This window comes from Bacillus cereus group sp. Bc010 (assembly GCF_027716745.1).
Classification (GTDB): Bacteria; Bacillota; Bacilli; order Bacillales; family Bacillaceae_G; genus Bacillus_A; species Bacillus_A pacificus.
The window spans coordinates 19,376-35,451 of sequence record NZ_JAQFUY010000012.1; the positions used below are offsets into that span (position 1 = coordinate 19,376).

A 16,076-nucleotide genomic window follows, 5' to 3' on the forward strand; every position below is an offset into this window, starting at 1 on the left:
ACACGGAATTCCTTCTTTCATTGACAAAGCTTATTGTAACATATTGTATACTACCAGAAAAAATTTCTGATTTTTCCGCTATTTCGCATTTCATTTCTTGCATTTTATAGTATGATTAATCTAATGTGAGAAGAGAGGAGGCATCCCACTGAAACCCTTTATTATTTATCTCTTTTTAAATATATTATTCATCCTTGTTACAATGCTCGTATACCATTTATTTTGGAATCAAAAAGGGAAACGTTCTCCTAAATTAAATTCAACTATATTTATTACATTATGTTGCCTCGCTACCATACTATGTATTACTTTCGGAGCAAAAACAAATTATGGATTTCAATTTGATATGCGTCATATCGTATTAATTGTCGGTACATTAACAGGAGGTCCTATTGCCGGTGCTTCCATCTTAGCTGTATTAAACATATATCGCTTTTTATTAGGCGGAATTGGTGTCTTTCCATCCCTTATCGCCTCGGTTCTACTGTTTATCGTTCTACTGTTAACATACAAACTATTTAACCGCAGTTCTAATCGTATAAAAATAGCACTCGCTATCTTTTACAGTCTCATATTTGGCTTGGGCTGGATACCATCTTTCCTTTCAGAGGTTACAAATAGCGCAGATTACATACCACATATTATCGTGTACGAAATATGTACAATAATTGGAACAATTCTTATCTTATATTTGCTACATATACTACAAATGCAAGTTCGTCTTCAAAACGAACTTATGAATGCTGAAAAATTCCATTTAATCGGCGAAATGGCAGCGTCTATCTCTCATAAGATTCGCAATCCATTAACTTCAACAAAAGGATTTTTACAACTTTTGCAGTCAGATACATGCACTGAGCAAGAGCGAAAATTATATATCGACATAGCCATCAACGGAATCGAACAAGCAAATCATGTTCTTACAGACTACTTAACTTTTGCGAAACCAAGTATTGAAAAAGAACAACAATTACAAATAGAGGAAGAATTATTGCATGCCTTATCTTTAATCACACCTCTTGCTAATTTAACAAATGTTCGTATCCACTACATCAAACAAAGTACATCTTTCTTTATTGCTGGTGAAAAACAAAAACTGAACCAATGTTTATTAAATATTTTCAAAAACTGTATTGAGGCTATGCCTACAGGCGGTGATCTCGTACTTACTTTAGTTCCAGAACATAAACATATACAATTGTATATAAAAGATACAGGAATTGGTATGGATCAAGAACAAGTAAAACGCCTTGGATCCCCTTTCTACTCAACAAAAGAAAAAGGCACTGGTCTTGGAATGATGGTCGTATTCAGTGTTGTGCAAGCTATGAACGGAAAAATTGATATTATAAGTGAAAAAGGTACAGGTACAACTTTCTTATTAACTTTTCCACTCATACAAAAAACGTGATGAAATACTCATCACGTTTTTTCTGTTCCTTCAACTAATTCAGCAAAAGCTTTCACTTTGCCATGTGGTTTTTGATTTTCTTTACGTGCTTTCCATGCGCGCTCTTCTTCTTTCTTTTTCTTGGACATACTTTTCAACTCCTTCTTATCTTTCTCTCTGTAGTATTCCAAAATAAGAAGAAAAACTATGCACATACGAAAAAGAAGTGGTCTCCCACTTCCTTCTAATTATCGCTGTAAAATTGCGTGTTTCGCCTCTTTTAACTGCGTAAGATGTCTTTGTTCATGCAAATCAAGAAATTGAACCCACTGATACAAATTCAAATCATTAAAAACAGGATGCTTTAATCCATTTTCAAATAGATCTTTTTCATCTAAAACACTATGAAGCGTGTGTAATAGTTCTTGTCGTGAATGTTCTAGTAATTGAATTCCTTGCTGTTTTTTCATTAGCGTTTCTGTTGGTTTCATTTGCTGAGGAGCTTCTCGTTTATGTGTGCGATCCAGCGTAAGTTGGAGGTCTTTAAATGGAGTCGTGTTTCTTTCGTTTTTTTGTAAAGCATATGCAAGGGCAGACGTGACAGATTGTTCAACTAAATGCAAGTGATGCAAAATTTGAATAATACTCCATTTATCACGACGTGGCTTTACATTCACTTCTGTATCATTTAACATTTCAATTTCTGATAATAGCGTGCTTCGGGTAGACTGTAATGAGTTCACCAAACTTTCTAAACTCACATCCATATTAGATTGAAGCATACTTCTTTCCCCCCTTTTGTTGGTGAAAAGAGGTGCTCCTTATTAGAAACACCTCTTTAGTATTCTGAATTTTCTTTTATTATCTCATCATTTTCTCGTTATGTCGATGTTAAACATGTGAAAAAAAGCGCATGTTTTTTACAATTTTGTGTCGTCAATTGCTTGTAGCCATGCTTCAATTTCTGTAATAACACTTTTCACACAGCCTTCAGCAAATGGTGATGTTAAATTTGCAACTTCTACTAGTTCCAAGAATGATTTACTTCCACCTTGTTGGCACAGATTCACATAATCTTCCCACGCCTCTTGTCTATTATCTCTTGCACGTTTCCAAAATTGCAGTGCGCAAATTTGTGCTAACGTGTAGTCAATATAGTAGAACGGGGAGCTATAAATATGCCCTTGACGTTGCCAGAATCCACCGCGCTCTAAATAATCATTATCTTCATAATCACGATGCGGTAAATACTTTTTCTCTATATTACGCCATGCTGCCTTGCGCTCTTCTGGTGATGCTTCAGGATTTTCATATACATAATGTTGATATTCATCAACAGATACACCATACGGTAAAAACAGAAGTGCTGAACTTAAGTGAGAGAAATAATATTTATCTGCATCTTCTTCAAAGAATAACTTCATCCATGGCCATGTGAAGAATTCCATACTCATAGAGTGAATTTCACACGCTTCATATGTTGGCCAATTATATTCTGGAATTTCAAATTTACGACTTTCATATACTTGAAAAGCATGGCCTGCTTCATGTGTTAATACGTCAATATCACCAGACGTTCCGTTAAAATTCGAGAAGATGAACGGCGCTTTATAATTCTCAATATATGTACAATATCCACCGCCAGCTTTTCCTTTTTTCGCAACTAAATCTAATAAATCATTATCTAACATGAAATTGAAAAATTCATCTGTTTCAGCCGATAACTCTTTATACATCGTTTTTCCATGATTAACAATCCAATCCGCATCTCCTTTTGGAGTTGGGTTACCTGTTGGAAATTCAAAGTTTTCGTCGTAGTACGCTAACTTCTCTACACCGATACGCGCTTGTTGACGTTTTCTTAATTCCGTTGTAACGGGAACGATATAATCTAGCACTTGCTGACGATAATTCGCTACCATTTCCGCATTATAATCTGTACGGTACATTCTTGCATATCCAAGTTCAACAAAGTTTTTGAAACCTAAAGATTTGGCGATTTTCGTTCTCACTTTAACAAGCTCGTCATAAATACGATCTAACTCTTCTTCATTCTCAGCTAAAAATCCGTAATACGCCTCACTTGCTGCTTTACGTTCACTTCTCTCTTTCCCTTGCATAAATGGAATAAGCTGTGATAACGTTCTTTCTTCTCCTGCAAAATCAATTTTTGCAGATGCTAATAACTGTGTATATTGTGAAGACAATTTATTCTCTAATTGTAAATCCTTCACGACTTCATCAGAATATGTTTTTAAATCACACTCCGCAAGAGCAAATAATTGCTTCCCATAATACGCTTCTAATTCTTCACGGAATGGAGAATGAATTAACGCATTATAATACTTTGTACCATATCCTTGTACAACTGGAGAGAATTCATCAAAGAAATCTTGCTCTTCCTTATAAAAAGCATCTGTTGTATCAACAGAATGACGAATGTAACAAAGATTCCCCATTGTACCAAAATCGTTACGAATTTCGTTAATTGCATGAATGACTTGTTTTTGTTCCTCTACAGTTTTTGCGTTATCAAACTTCTCTAAAGCAGCTGTAAACTTCTCTTTTAATTCTTCAATATTTGGCCTTTTATATTCATAGTCTTTAAATGACATGAACGAGCCTCCTCTCCATTATATGCATCCTTACTATAATTCAATGCTTACTTCCAAATCTCCTCTTATTCTTCAACAAAATATGGCATATACTGCCATCATTACATGTAAACAAAAAAGCTTTGGATTTCTTTATCCAAAGCTCCTTTGGAACATATTATTACTTTTCATACTTTCCAATCTTTTTTAATAGATCAAGTAATTCGTCCTTTTCCTCTTTCGTTAACATTTCAAAAGACTGATGAATAACTTGCTCATGCCCTGGAAAAATAGAAGCAATAAAGTTCTCTCCAGATTCAGTTAATTGTGCATAAATAACACGTCTGTCATTCGGGCACGGAATTCTTTTTACTAGTCCCTTTTTCTCTAACTTATCTACAACATATGTAATGCTGCCACTAGCTATTAAAATACGCTCACCAATTTGCTGAAGTGGTTGACCGCCTTTATGATATAGCAGTTCTAATACAGCAAACTCAGTTGGATTTAAACCGTTACTTTGTATAGACTTATTTGTAGTATCCATAACAGAACGATGTACACGAGATAATGCAATAAATACTTTTAAAGATTGAGAAATATCTTCTCGTTCATTATTTGATGTCATACAACTTTCAACCCTTCACTTAAATTCTCAGTAATAAAAAGAACAAAATAGTACTTCATATAAATTCCGAATGAGTATTCACTCATTCATTACCTCTCCCCAAATATATTATGAATGATTCTTGAATAAAAACATGACAATTTTAACATAGTTTATATATAATGATAATAAAAAAGAAGGAGTACCAAATTTGAAATTCAAATTCCACAGCATAGTTATATATATATTGCTTGTTATCCTACCAACAATAGGGATTGGTGCTACATTTTATTCATATCATTCGTATAAAATGAAACAAGAAAATAAACAAGTTGCCCATACGGTTCTCTTTTTATATAGAGACTATTTAGATCACCACCTTGGCGAAGCAATTTCTGCCCTAGAAATGCTCGCAAAGGTCGTAGGAACCGAGACTGGAAATATTAATGGAATGAAAGAAATTGTACATGATACGGATGGAAACGATGCACATTTTTCTGGTCTATATTACGCTACACCAGAAGGTATCATTACAATCGCATCGGAAGGTGACCGACCACCTGTTGATGTCTCAGATCGTAAATATATTCAAAACGCATTACAAACTAAGAAAACAACTGTATCATCCGTCATTACAGATCGTGTTCTTGGCCATCAAGCTATTATGATTGCTTCCCCCATTTTCAATAAACAGAAGGAGCTCTCAGGCTTATTGTTAGCAAGTTTACGCTTTGACTACATTTCATCATCTTTAAATGCCATTAAGCCACAATACCATTTTGAAGTAACTGATAAGTATAATGTAGTTTTTCTAAACGATGATAATAACGAAACAAGTGATGCTCATTCTAATATGCTTACTACTCCACTCCAAAGATTAGATTGGAAAGTCTCTGTTTCTCCGTTACCTATTCATCAAAAAACTTTAAACCAGTGGGTTGCCATAGAATGTATAGCTACTTTATTTTTAATGTCAATTTTATTTTTACTCGCTCAATATATGTTGTTAAAACGACAAACAAAACTGGAAAGACAACAAAATGAACTACAAAAAATTGAATTAGTTGGAACTTTTGCAGCTAGTACAGCCCACGAAATCCGTAATCCACTTACCGGAATTAAAGGGCTCGTCGCTCTATTAAAAGAGAAATATAAAGATGAACAAGATCAGTTCTATTTTTCCATCATCGAACAAGAAATAGAACGAATTAATGAAATTGTAAGTGAATTTCTTATTCTTGGAAAGCCAACTGCAATCATCGAACAAACATATGATGTGAGAACCATTCTAAATGAGGTAGCATTAATTATTCAATCTGAGGCGAATCTACATAATATTGTATTCCATTTACATTTGCCAGACCGTCCTGTTCATATCCGGTGCTCAAAAGACCATATGAAACAAGTGGTTTTAAACATTACAAAAAATGCAATTGAAGCTATGACTTCTGGCGATACACTAACTATTTTCGTAACAAACAATGAAACACACGCACAATTGCAAATTATAGATACTGGAAAAGGGATTCCAAAACATATTCAAAAACACCTCTTTCATCCGTTCTTTACTAATAAAGATACTGGAACAGGTCTTGGACTTGTCATATGTAAACGAATTATAGAGATGTACAACGGGCATATTTTTATTAACAGTATAGAAAACGAAGGAACGACAGTTCATATCGAAATTCCGTTACACATAGTATAATTATCCTTATCCCTAAAGGGTAATTATACTTATTTCATAAAACCAGCCACAAGCATTCGCCAAAAATTACTTGATTTCCCTTCATACCCAATTTGAAAAATAGGTACCTTTATAATTGATAACCATTTTGGTGTTTGTTTTTCTTTATAACACTGGTACTGTAAAATAAGCTTGTCCAATTCTTGACTCACTTGAATCGTCTCCGTACTATTTAATCCACTCGTTAAACCTAATTGAATCATCTCTTCACGTTTCATATGAATATCACGTGAAAGCTTTTCTAATGTGTACTTCCTTTTTACAGTAAACATTCATATCCCCCTTATTATACTTCCATGCTCTCTACTTCACTTCTCCATTGAACTTTTAACTGCTTATCATATTTGAATTTGAAGAATCAGAAAATTTAACATTTTCTCCCTGTAATTTACAAATCTTTACCCTCACTTTGAGAATTATTACAAATTATTCTATCTTTGTAAATACATTCGCAATAATAGACAATTTTTTCATCTTCTTTTTTTACAAACACCAATTAAATAGCGGATTCCCTATTTTCCATATACTTTTCTTCGACATTTTTTGTTTAATTTATATAAAAACGCAAACCATAATGGTGATTGATAATATAGAAAGGAAATAGTTATATGCGCAAATATACGATTGCATTGCTTATTTTGACTATGTTTTTACCATCTTTCTTGTTTCCTGTTGAGGCCAAGGCTCATACAAATAAAGTAGCTATTGTCATTGATGACTTCGGCAATAATATGAAAGGAACTGATAAAATGTTATCACTTCCTATTCCACTAACTGTTGCTGTTATGCCTTTTCTTCCTTCCACAAAGGAAGATGCGATAGCGGCTCATAAGAAAGGACACGAAGTTATTATACATATGCCAATGGAACCGATTAAAGGTAAAAAAGAATGGCTTGGACCAAAAGCAATTACAACTGATTTAAGCGACGAAGAAATAAATAATCGACTCGAACAAGCGATTCAAGAAGTGCCACATGCAATTGGGATGAATAATCATATGGGATCAAAAGTGACTGCAGACGAAAGAATTGTACGACTTATACTTGCAGCTTGTAAAAAACACGGTTTATTTTATTTAGATAGCAAAACAAATCCTAAGAGTGTCGTCCCAAAAATCGGGAAAGAATTAGGAGTGCCAATTATTGAAAATCAATTATTTTTTGATGACGTGTACACAGCGGCACATATTTCAAAACAAGCCCAATTACTCATTAAAAAACTTCAAGAAAAACCGATTATGGTAGCTATCGGACATGTTGGGCCTCCAGGTGAAATTACATCACGTGTTATAGAAACCTCTATTCCTAAAATTCGTGAACATGCAGATTTTATTTTTTTATCCGATTTAGCATTATCTCCGCCTCCTGTTTCAAAATAAGATTCATGACTCAAACTAAAAAAGAGAGCAATCTGCATATAGCAAATTGCTCCCTTTCCTTTTCATCTTAAATATAATCTACATGACTCACCCTGAATCCTTTTTTCTCTATTTTTTCGATTAATTGCTTTAATCTTTTTTCATTTAACTCATCTGTTATATTGACAATAACGCGGCGAATATATTGATCGCCGTTATCTAGCGTAAATAGTCCACCGATATGAAATGCTTTCAACAATGTCCCAAGTTCTTTAATCGTTCCCTTACAATCTTGTGTTGCAATCGTTAATATATAACCACCCGTCCGCATACCAAATGAATCCTCAATAACATCAAATATATTGGAATGAGTTAAGATGCCAACAAATTCATTATAATCATTTAGTACCGCTAAAAACGGCAAACGACGAATAACATAAAATGCTCTGAAAAAAGAGTCCTTTTCAAAAATAAATGCAGCGGAATCTTCTAGCATATGTTCCGTACTTAATTCCTCTAATCCACCATTACACTTCTTTTCTAAAAGATCCACTTTATAAATAATCCCCATGAATTTCTTTTCATCTTCTGCTAATACAGGGATTGCTCGAAATCCCGTTTCATTCATAATTTGCAGAGCCTTCTTACCTGAATCGTTCATTTTGCAAAATGTTACTTGCTGTTTTGGCAGAAAATGATATTTAACTCGCAAAATATGTTCCTCCTTACATGTCAACATGTAATCTATATATAATAAGGAGACCTATATTTTATGAGTAAAATTATTTTTAAAACGCTTTCATTCATTTGTGGATTTGTAACGAAATCACAAACATTTCATATAACAGAACTCTTTGCGCCTTTTATCATTAACAATTTTACATGGTAGTTCATTAAATATTCTATACCCTCCAACCATTTTTTCGCGTATTCTGGAGTTTTTCCCCACACAATCATGCCATAATTATGAACGAGAACTACTCCTCCACCTTCACTAAAATTCGGCACATTATTTTCTAATAAATCAGCGAATTTTTTCTCATCTTCTACAATGGGAATTGTCATTTCTTTTATACCTTCTTTTCCAAAAACACGTTCCACGCTACGTTTATCGAATGTTACTTCCCCTTTTTCTCCATACAACTCTGATATTAAATGACTATCTACAGTCTGTACTTGTAAAATACATTCTGCACTACTTTTTTTATAAATATCTGCATGCATAAATGATTCCGCAGCTGGTTTTTCTTCATTTTCAAATACTGGTTCACACATACAGTTTACAACAATAAAATCTTCTTCTGAAAATAACCCTTTATCTCTTCCTTCAACGTTTACTAAAAAAGTTAACGGCTCTTTTGACGTACAAAGTGATAAGCTAATTTTTGTACCATAAAACCAATCACGAAGTGCTAGTTCAGATTTCACATCTTTTAATTCATTCCATTTCTTTAGAAAAAATAACATTTCGTCACCCCCGGCGTAATATTCATATAATGTTCGAATCCTTTCTATGTAAAAGGAGTATTTTTTGATTATTTTAAAAATTTAATTGAATTATCACATGAGAACGCCTTTTTGTCAATATAGTTTCACGTCTCTTCTTTAAAAAGGGCTATTCATATGTCTATACTCCTGTATATTGACTATTTCATTTTATACATAAAAAATACGTTATTCTTTTTCAATCAAAGAATAACGTATTTTCTCATCTTTTATTTCATTATTGCGTTATATAAGAACTGTGCATATTGTTCACGTGTTACAAAATCATCACCTAAAAAGTTTCCTTTTCCATCACCTTTTGATATGTTATTGTCCGCTAACGCTTTCACATATTCTTCTGCCCAATGACCAATTGGTACATCATTAAAGTTCACTTTATTATTTTCATCTTCTTTTAGCTGAAATACTTTATATAATACTACAGACATTTCGTATCGAGTTAATACTCCATCTGGACGAAACTCCCCAGTACCATCTCCTTGCATAATTCCAGCTTGCGCAACTGTAGCAATATCTTGCTCAAACATATGTCCTTTCGTATCTGTAAATCTCTCTTTCTGCTCTACTTTATTTTCTAATTTCAAATACCTTTGTACTAAAGACGCAACTTGTCCACGAGTAATACGATCCCCAAATCCAAATTGTCCATTTCCATATCCCTTGAAAATATTTTCTTTCGCTAAATAATGAATTGCTTCCTCTGACCAATGTCCTTTTGGTACATCTTTAAATTCTACTACTTCTACTTTTTCATCTTCTTTAGAATTATTGTCTTCTTTACTTTCTACCACATTTTGAATCACAGATCCTGTGAAGAAGATTCCTGTATCCGCAAATGGATCTTTTACACCAAATTCATATACTTTCTCACCTGGTGTACTCCACTTAACTGCATCATTACTATACGTACCACCTTCGCTCTTTAAACGAATTTTTGTAGAGATTTTACCATCTTTCTCGTATATAGGTACTTTTACTTCTTTATTTACTTCTGTTTCCTCTAAAAATACTTTTTGATTTTGAACATTGATATAGGCTGTTTTACTTAGTTCTATAACTGGTCGAACATCACGAATTTCATTTGCAACAAAACTTAAGAATACTAACTTTTTCAAATTGCTAGCTGGTGTTAAGTCTGAAATATAATTCGCTTCTAAATCAAGCTTTTGTAAGTTTACTAGACTTGATAATGGAGTAATATCCTTTAACTCATTGTTAGGTAAGTGTAATTGTTTTAACTGTGTCATCTTACTTAGAGGAGTAACATCTTTTATTTCATTTTTCCCGATCCACAATTCTTCTAATTGCTTCATTTGCTCAATACCGGATAAGTCTTTTACTTTATTACGTGTTAATACTAAGTCTTTTAAAGGTAATGAATATAACGGTTTAATATCTTCAATTTGATTACCTGCTAAAGTTAAGTATGTTACATTTTTCAACGCGCTTAATGGCGCAACATTCGTAATTTTATTATTTGCTAAATTCAAGTAATCTAGTTGTTCCATTTTCGCTAATGCTGTTACATCTTCTATTTGGTTGCCTGATAAATATAAACTTTTTACATTTTTCATTTCAATTAGTGGTGCAACGTTCGTAATTTTATTATTACTTAAATCAAGAGAATCTAAATTATCCATCTTAACAATTGGTGTTACATCTGAAAATTCATTACCACGTAAAGCTAAATGTTTCAATTGTTTTAAGCTCGTAAAGAATGATGGATCTTTTATCTTCGCATTCGCAACTGTTAAAGATTTTAAATTTGGCATATATTTTAATGCACTATAATCCAGTATCTCATTCGTATTTAAAAACAAGTCCTTTACTTGTAATAACTCTTCTTTCGTGATTGGTGTATTTAAATCTTTTCTATTAAATACCTTTTTATTAACAAGCTCTCTTAATTTATTATCTGTTATCATATTTTGATTATCAACTGGATGATCCGTCTCCGTATTGCCTGAATTAGAGTTATCATCTGGTTTCTCTGTTTCTTTGTCACCTACAGTTGGATCTTTAATTTCAAATTGAACTTGATATTTGTGATCATATCCAATAGCCGGAATAAGTATATGCATTTGCATATTGTGCTTCTTCTCAAACTCGCCAATTTCAAATTGAACTACTTTCGTTCCATTCTTCCTCTTATCTTCTGACAAAACTTTTACATCATGAAATACGCCAGGTTGGTTTTTATCCTCTATTCTAAGGTATTGAAAATAATCGCTATCTTGCATTGTTACAGTTACAATTTTTTTCCCGTCCGCAATCGTTACTTTAGGATCTTTTATATATTGAGAAACCATAGATGGCTCGTCTTTTTGATCCTTATATATTTTAATCTCAGTATCGTATGTACGTTCACTAGCTGCCGCTACCGATTGGTTTGCTTCAATTTTTATTGCTGCTAACGCTGGAGTAGAGTATGCAGCAAATGGAATTGCTAATGTTGTCGCTACTACTAGCGCCTTCATATAATTTTTTTTCAAAATAATATCCCCTATCATATATAATCTTTATAATTGATAAGCATTATCAATTAATCATAAATAAATGATAATGAATATCATTATCGATGTCAACGAGAATATTACATTAAATTTATATTTTTAAAGGTAAAAAATATAAAAGCCCTTTATTCAAAGAGCTTTTTTACCTATCGTATGAAGAATTTCATTTTTTTCCTTCTCATTGATGACACCAATTTTTTGCAAAATGTTTGCATACAAGACAAGTTTATTATATATCCGTTCTGACATACTTCCCCTTCTTTCCTTCGACCAACTTTTTTTGTATTGGTAAATTATATGAAAGAGATGGGAAAATGTGTCCACTTTTTTTGCATAAATACAAATCTTTTATCCCGCTATTTGCAGGCAATAAAACCCCCACCTCACAATCAGGTGGGGGTTCTACGTATTTAACAAATTGTCCATTGAATATTATGCCTTTTAACTTCCTCTTCAAAACTATAGGGCATTTTCTTATCACAAATTACATGTTGAATGCGCGAAAACGCTGCTATTCGGTAATTTCCTTTTACGCCTACCTTTGTATGATCACATAAAATATATGTTTTCTCTGCTAATTTCATCATCGCTTCTGACAGTTTCGCCTTTTCTAATTCAAAACTAGAAACTCCAAAACCAGGTAATAATCCATCAATCGAAACAAATGCTTTATGAAAATGAAATTGCTGGATAACTTGCTGCGAAATAGATCCTGATACGCGTGAATGTTTTGGAGATACTTTTCCACCAATAAATAAAACTTCACCGTGAAACATCTTTTTATTAATAGAAGAAATTAATTGTGTCGCTACTGGAAATGAACTTGTTACAATCGTTAAATTTTTGCGATGTACAAGATATGGTACCATTTGAAGTGGTGTACTTCCGTCATCAATCGCAATAACATCTCCATCTTCTACAAATGTTGCTGCTTTATACCCAATTCGCTTCTTCTCTTCTATATGTAGCATCTCTCGTTCTAACATTGGTGCCTCTATTCCAGCTCCCGGAAGTTGGACGGCTCCACCATACACTTTCTTCAACTTCTTTTCACGATCCAATTCTTCTAAATAACGACGAATCGTCTCTGTTGATACAGCAAACTCTCTCGCTAATTCTGAAACTTTTACCTTCCCTTTAAACTCTACCTTCTCAAGAATGGTTCGCTTTCTTTCTTCACCTACTACAGACATAACCTCACCCCATTGATTTCTACCTCATACACTGCCTTACTTATACAAAGTTATAACTTTCCTTTTCAACGAAAACTTCCTCGTGAATATGAATACCACGCTTTTTTAGTTCATCAAAAATAATTTGTGGTTTGACAAAAGCTTCCTCGGGTGTCACAACACCAACTTTATTTACATTCCCTTTTGCGATTAGCTCTGTAGCAATCCCAAATGGAATACCGACGTTTCTCGTATAAGCTCTTAATTTTTCCCATCCTACAACAGATCCATCAGATAACGGGTGTGTATGATATAATACACGTCTTTGTTTCTCATTATTTTTCATACCTATTACTTCTACATGAAGTGCATAACCGTAAATCTCTGTTTCTTGTCCTTCTTTCGAGTGCAATAAATACTTCGCAATACAATCCATTATGCCGATTTCTTTTCCATTTATTTCAACTGGATCATTACGCAATATACCGTAATCATACAATGCACGTACGAGCTGCATATTTTGCTTTGGCCAAGTTCCTCTCGTCTCTATTAGTTTAACGCCTTTATTTTCTAATGCTTTTGCTAACGTAATCGTTTCAGAATGCGGTATGATATACTGCGTTGTCTTACCATAAGGCGCCGGTAATTCAATTTCTCTTGGACGCGCAAACGGAGGCACTTGCTTAAACTCACCATCTTCATACACTGTACGCGATGGCAAATGTGGATCATATTCATATGTCGTTGTTTCTGTAATGGATGCAGAAAAAGCAATGGGACGATACGAACCATGACTTACACGAACTGACTCTACAGTATGTAACTGATTTGCCGCATACATCGCCATCATTTGCGTTACACCTGGCGTCATACCAAACCCAGGTAAACATGTTTTTCCGTTTTGAACAAATATAGAATGCGAATCATTTTCTTCACCAAATCCATTTAAATTCACACCGTGACAACCTGCTTCTGCAATACATCGAGTAGATAATCCATTTAACTTAATTGTTGTACCATCCATTACAATGTCATAGCCCTTCATTTTTGCAACCGTATCCTCATGATTCGTTACATCTACTTTCACAAAATCAACGCGAGGATCGTTGAGCCATTCTACTACTTTAAGCCCCTCTTCTTCGTTAAAATCTGCTACTGTAATCGTCTCAAAAGATGAAAATTGCACTAAATCTAAAATTGCTTCACGACAAATTTTACCTGCTCCACCTAAGCAAAATACTTTCAACCTATAACAACTCCTTTAGCGATACTATCAACTAAGCGATTAATATCTGCCTCATGTACATCACCGATATTTCCAATGCGGAATGTATCTACTTTTGAAATTTTACCTGGATATATAACAAATCCATCACGCTTTAATTCATTGTATAATTGCTCAAAATCAAACCATTCTTCTGGATAAATGAAAGATGTAATAATAGGCGATTGATATTTTTCATCTACTAGTGGCTTAAATCCGATTTCTCTCATTCGATTCACTAATACTTTTTGATTGTTATCATATCGATTGTAACGTGCTTTTACTCCGCCCTCTTTTTCTAATTCAAGTAGTGCTTGATAAAAAGCGTGTACAACATGTGTAGGTGATGTAAAACGCCATTTTCCATTTTGATTTTCCATCGTTTCCCATTGATCGTATAAATCTAAAGATAATGAACGTGCCTGCCCTTTACATTTCAACAATTCATCGCGCTTTGCAATAACAAATCCGAACCCTGGAACCCCTTGAATACATTTATTCGCACTACTAATTAGAAAGTCAATTTGCAACTCAGCGATATCTATTTCAATACCACCAAAACTACTCATTGCATCAACTAGTGTTACTTTTCCGTATTTCTTCCCTAATTTACATACGTCTACAATTGGATTAATAATACCTGTCGTTGTTTCACAATGGACAATTGCAATATGTGTAATCTCTTTATCTTGTTGTAATATCTTTTCTACTTCTACAACATTAGTAGGCTCCCACTCTTCTGTTTGACTTACCACCACATCTATATGTAACATCTCTGCCATTTGTACAATTCGCTTACCGTACGCACCATTTGTACAAACAAGCAACTTTCCATTTTTAGGAATAACAGAACCAATTACTGCTTCAACTGAAAACGTACCGCTTCCTTGCATAAGAACAGTCGTATATTTCTCTTCTTCCTTCGTTGCTAACGATACAAGTTTAGCTCTTACATCTTGCACCATCGTGTTATATTCAACATCCCACGTACACCAATCGTATAGCATAACTTCTTTTACTGTTTTTGTTGTCGTTAATGGTCCTGGCGTTAATAATAAGTAGTGATTTTCAGTCATGATCCTCTTCCCCTTTTATGAAATAATAAGTTGTTGTTTCTCAATATGTTCCATTACGGTTTCAAGTTCTTGCATCGTTTCAATCGTAAAGTGCGCTCCATTTTCAACAAAGCGATTACGAACTACTTCTATTTTTTCACGAAGCTCTACTGGATCCATATTCTCCACTTCCTCTTCACTTAAGCCGAGTTCGCTACTACCAAGAATTACACCAACTGTCCACATACCAGCATTTCTTCCCTCTTTCATATCTGATACCGTGTCTCCAATTTTTATCATATGATTCATCGGGTATACACCAAGTTCCATCGCATTTTTATAGCACATCCACGGATATGGACGCCCAGCAGGAACATCATCTGGTGTTACAAGAAAATCAGGTTTATATCCTTGTAGCGCTGCTTCTTTTGCTACAATGTCCATCATCTCTCTCGTATAACCAGTCGTTGAACCAATTTTAATTCCTCTTTCACGCAAAGAAGCAATCACTTCCTTTACTCCATGAATTGGCGACGCATAGCGCGGTAAAATAGTGAAGAGAATCTCTTCAAATTCTTCATACATCTCCTGAATGTCTGTTTCTGTTGGTAATTGTCCAAAAACGCGATTCCACTCACTCGCAATACGAGGCATTTCTGTTAGCGCCCTTACATGATCAATTTTTAATAATCCCATTGGTTTACGGGCTTCTTCTGCTGTAATTACCACACCGCGTTTATGGAAAATCTCCATAAATACTTCCAGTGGTGCAAAACATCCGTAATCAACTGTCGTACCTGCCCAATCAAAAATAACTGCTTCTATTTTCATACAATCCATCACCCTTCTTATTTATCCCGCGTTAACGGG

Annotated in this window: 15 protein-coding genes; 3 read left to right on the forward strand and 12 right to left on the reverse strand. The window is 34.0% G+C overall.

Annotation, left to right across the window (positions count from 1 at the left end; translation table 11 throughout):
* Positions 1 to 202: 202 nt before the first annotated feature.
* Entirely contained in the window at positions 203 to 1,411 is a 1,209-nt protein-coding gene (locus PDQ68_RS14950) for an ATP-binding protein (RefSeq protein ID WP_061183616.1), read from the forward strand.
* Positions 1,412 to 1,422: 11 nt separating this feature from the next.
* On the opposite strand, the gene PDQ68_RS14955 is transcribed toward PDQ68_RS14950, so the two are convergent.
* The 4 genes from PDQ68_RS14955 to PDQ68_RS14970 form a co-directional block, all read right to left on the reverse strand.
* A complete protein-coding gene (locus PDQ68_RS14955) occupies positions 1,423 to 1,539 on the reverse strand; it encodes a DUF6254 family protein (protein ID WP_000038254.1) in 117 nt (38 codons plus the stop codon).
* Between the two features lie 99 nt (positions 1,540 to 1,638).
* On the reverse strand, positions 1,639 to 2,172 hold the full coding sequence (locus PDQ68_RS14960) for a DinB family protein (protein WP_000941965.1): 534 nt from the start codon (positions 2,170 to 2,172) through the stop codon (positions 1,639 to 1,641).
* Positions 2,173 to 2,310: 138 nt separating this feature from the next.
* Positions 2,311 to 4,005: a M3 family oligoendopeptidase gene (locus PDQ68_RS14965; RefSeq protein ID WP_061183617.1), complete on the reverse strand. Its 1,695-nt coding sequence runs from the start codon at positions 4,003 to 4,005 to the stop codon at positions 2,311 to 2,313.
* 160 nt (positions 4,006 to 4,165) lie between these two features.
* Entirely contained in the window at positions 4,166 to 4,612 is a 447-nt protein-coding gene (locus PDQ68_RS14970; protein WP_000203340.1) for a MarR family winged helix-turn-helix transcriptional regulator, read from the reverse strand.
* Positions 4,613 to 4,802: 190 nt separating this feature from the next.
* Between PDQ68_RS14970 and PDQ68_RS14975 the strand changes: the two genes are divergently transcribed.
* Entirely contained in the window at positions 4,803 to 6,299 is a 1,497-nt protein-coding gene (locus PDQ68_RS14975; RefSeq protein WP_016716946.1) for a DUF3149 domain-containing protein, read from the forward strand.
* A 29-nt stretch (positions 6,300 to 6,328) separates the two neighbouring features.
* Here PDQ68_RS14975 and PDQ68_RS14980 read toward each other — a convergent pair whose 3' ends face one another.
* Positions 6,329 to 6,610, reverse strand: coding sequence for an aspartyl-phosphate phosphatase Spo0E family protein (locus PDQ68_RS14980; protein ID WP_000495540.1), 282 nt, complete (start codon positions 6,608 to 6,610; stop codon positions 6,329 to 6,331).
* Positions 6,611 to 6,946: 336 nt separating this feature from the next.
* Between PDQ68_RS14980 and PDQ68_RS14985 the strand changes: the two genes are divergently transcribed.
* Positions 6,947 to 7,717 carry a divergent polysaccharide deacetylase family protein gene (locus tag PDQ68_RS14985; protein WP_001234123.1) on the forward strand — a complete coding sequence of 257 codons (771 nt, stop codon included), beginning with the start codon at positions 6,947 to 6,949 and terminating at the stop codon, positions 7,715 to 7,717.
* 67 nt (positions 7,718 to 7,784) lie between these two features.
* Here PDQ68_RS14985 and cbpA read toward each other — a convergent pair whose 3' ends face one another.
* The 7 genes from cbpA to phnX all read right to left on the reverse strand — a co-directional run bounded on the left by cbpA (position 7,785) and on the right by phnX (position 16,037).
* Positions 7,785 to 8,408 carry a cyclic di-AMP binding protein CbpA gene (gene cbpA, locus PDQ68_RS14990; protein WP_001264217.1) on the reverse strand — a complete coding sequence of 208 codons (624 nt, stop codon included), beginning with the start codon at positions 8,406 to 8,408 and terminating at the stop codon, positions 7,785 to 7,787.
* A 125-nt stretch (positions 8,409 to 8,533) separates the two neighbouring features.
* Positions 8,534 to 9,163 carry a class II aldolase/adducin family protein gene (locus PDQ68_RS14995; protein WP_061183618.1) on the reverse strand — a complete coding sequence of 210 codons (630 nt, stop codon included), beginning with the start codon at positions 9,161 to 9,163 and terminating at the stop codon, positions 8,534 to 8,536.
* A 248-nt stretch (positions 9,164 to 9,411) separates the two neighbouring features.
* Complete coding sequence (locus tag PDQ68_RS15000; RefSeq protein ID WP_080444165.1) at positions 9,412 to 11,712, reverse strand: NEAT domain-containing leucine-rich repeat protein; 2,301 nt, start codon at positions 11,710 to 11,712, stop codon at positions 9,412 to 9,414.
* Between the two features lie 413 nt (positions 11,713 to 12,125).
* Complete coding sequence (locus tag PDQ68_RS15005) at positions 12,126 to 12,908, reverse strand: DeoR/GlpR family DNA-binding transcription regulator (RefSeq protein ID WP_000117662.1); 783 nt, start codon at positions 12,906 to 12,908, stop codon at positions 12,126 to 12,128.
* Positions 12,909 to 12,948: 40 nt separating this feature from the next.
* Positions 12,949 to 14,133, reverse strand: coding sequence for a saccharopine dehydrogenase family protein (locus PDQ68_RS15010; RefSeq protein WP_061183620.1), 1,185 nt, complete (start codon positions 14,131 to 14,133; stop codon positions 12,949 to 12,951).
* The gene (phnW, locus tag PDQ68_RS15015; RefSeq protein WP_061183621.1) at positions 14,130 to 15,227 is read right to left on the reverse strand and encodes a 2-aminoethylphosphonate--pyruvate transaminase; all 1,098 of its coding nucleotides are present in this window, start codon (positions 15,225 to 15,227) and stop codon (positions 14,130 to 14,132) included. The genes PDQ68_RS15010 and phnW overlap by 4 nt, the downstream gene beginning before the upstream one ends.
* 15 nt (positions 15,228 to 15,242) lie before the next feature.
* Positions 15,243 to 16,037 (reverse strand): phosphonoacetaldehyde hydrolase, encoded by a 795-nt coding sequence (gene phnX, locus PDQ68_RS15020; RefSeq protein ID WP_000687378.1) that lies wholly within the window; start codon positions 16,035 to 16,037, stop codon positions 15,243 to 15,245.
* Positions 16,038 to 16,076 lie beyond the last annotated feature (39 nt).